The sequence below is a fragment of the Aeromonas sp. PrichA-15 genome (assembly GCF_017939245.1).
GTDB lineage: Bacteria > Pseudomonadota > Gammaproteobacteria > Enterobacterales > Aeromonadaceae > Aeromonas > Aeromonas caviae.
The window spans coordinates 1-1,338 of the sequence record NZ_JAGKRH010000173.1 but is presented as its reverse complement, the minus strand read 5'-3'; the positions used below and the strand labels follow the sequence as shown (position 1 = coordinate 1,338).

Below are 1,338 nucleotides of genomic sequence, written 5' to 3'. Positions count from 1 at the left end.
CGCCAGCCGGCTGACTTGCTGGCTGGCCACGAGCTGCTTGGTTTTTTGCACCCCGATCACCTCAATCATTGGCCCCTATTGAGCGAGGAGCAGGGGGACAGGTTCGCCATCACCCCGACCCTGCGGGCCAGCAGCGGGGAAACCTTGCGTCAGCTGGCGCTGGCGGGGCAGGGGATCGTCTGCCTGTCGGACTTCATGACGGGGGATGACAGGGCGAGCGGGGCGCTGGTGGAGGTGCTGGCCCGCAGCAACAGCGGCGCCTCGCGCCCCATCCATGCGGTCTTCTACTCCGATGCCCAGCGGGACATCCGGCTGCGGGTCTGGCTCGATTTCCTGAAAGAGCAGCTCGGCAACCACGCGCTCTAGGCGTGTTCCGACAGGGCCAATCCCCTCCCGCCCTTCCCCTCCACGAGGAGGAGGGGCCATCATTCCCACTCCTCAAGGGGAGGGGGCCGAGGGGCTTGCTAGCGCCAATATAAAGAGGCCGACATCGCTGTCGGCCTCTTTGCTTTTTTCATCTCAAGGACGCGTTGGTTACCCCATCACTCCTCTTCGGCCCAGCGGCGTGAGCGTTCCACCGCCTTCTTCCAGCCGCTGTAGCGCTTGGCGCGATCGTCGCGGTCCATCTGCGGAATGAACTCGCGGTCCACGCTGAACTTGTCTTCCAGCTCGTCGGAGCTCTTCCAGAAGCCCACGGCGAGGCCGGCCAGGAAGGCGGCGCCCATGGCGGTGGTCTCGATGCGGGTCGGACGCACCACAGGGGTGTGCATCATGTCGGCCTGGAACTGCATCAGGAAGTCGTTGGCCACGGCGCCGCCATCCACCTTCAGGGCTGCCAGCTTGATGCCGGAGTCCTGCTGCATGGCATCCAGCACGTCGCGGCTCTGGTAGGCGATGGATTCGAGCGCGGCACGGATGATGTGGTTGCGGTTGGCGCCACGGGTCAGGCCGACCATGGTGCCGCGAGCATACGGATCCCAGTAGGGGGCGCCCAGGCCCACGAAGGCCGGTACCAGGTAGACGCCGTTGGTGTCGCCTACCTTGCTCGCGAAGTAGTCGGTATCGCGGGCATCGTGGATGATCTTGAGCTCATCGCGCAGCCACTGGATGGTGGCGCCACCCATAAATACCGCCCCTTCCAGTGCGTAGTTCACTTCCCCTTTCGGGCCGATGGCGACCGTGGTCAGCAGGCCGTTGCTGGAGCGAACCGGCTCGGTGCCGGTGTTCATCAGCATGAAGCAGCCGGTACCGTAGGTGTTCTTGGCCATCCCTTTTTCGAAGCAGAGCTGGCCGAACAGGGCGGACTGCTGGTCACCGGCGATACCGGCGATGGGGATG

At 64.8% G+C, this 1,338-nt stretch carries 2 protein-coding genes; one reads left to right on the top strand and one right to left on the bottom strand.

The window, feature by feature from the left end; translation table 11 throughout:
• On the top strand, window positions 1-366 hold a 366-nt coding region (locus J9889_RS17855; protein ID WP_246878122.1), incomplete at its 5' end, for a LysR substrate-binding domain-containing protein.
• 176 nt (window positions 367-542) lie between these two features.
• On the opposite strand, the gene J9889_RS17850 is transcribed toward J9889_RS17855, so the two are convergent.
• Window positions 543-1,338, bottom strand: a 796-nt coding sequence (locus tag J9889_RS17850; RefSeq protein ID WP_246878121.1) for an FGGY-family carbohydrate kinase, incomplete at its 5' end; no start/stop codon positions are given.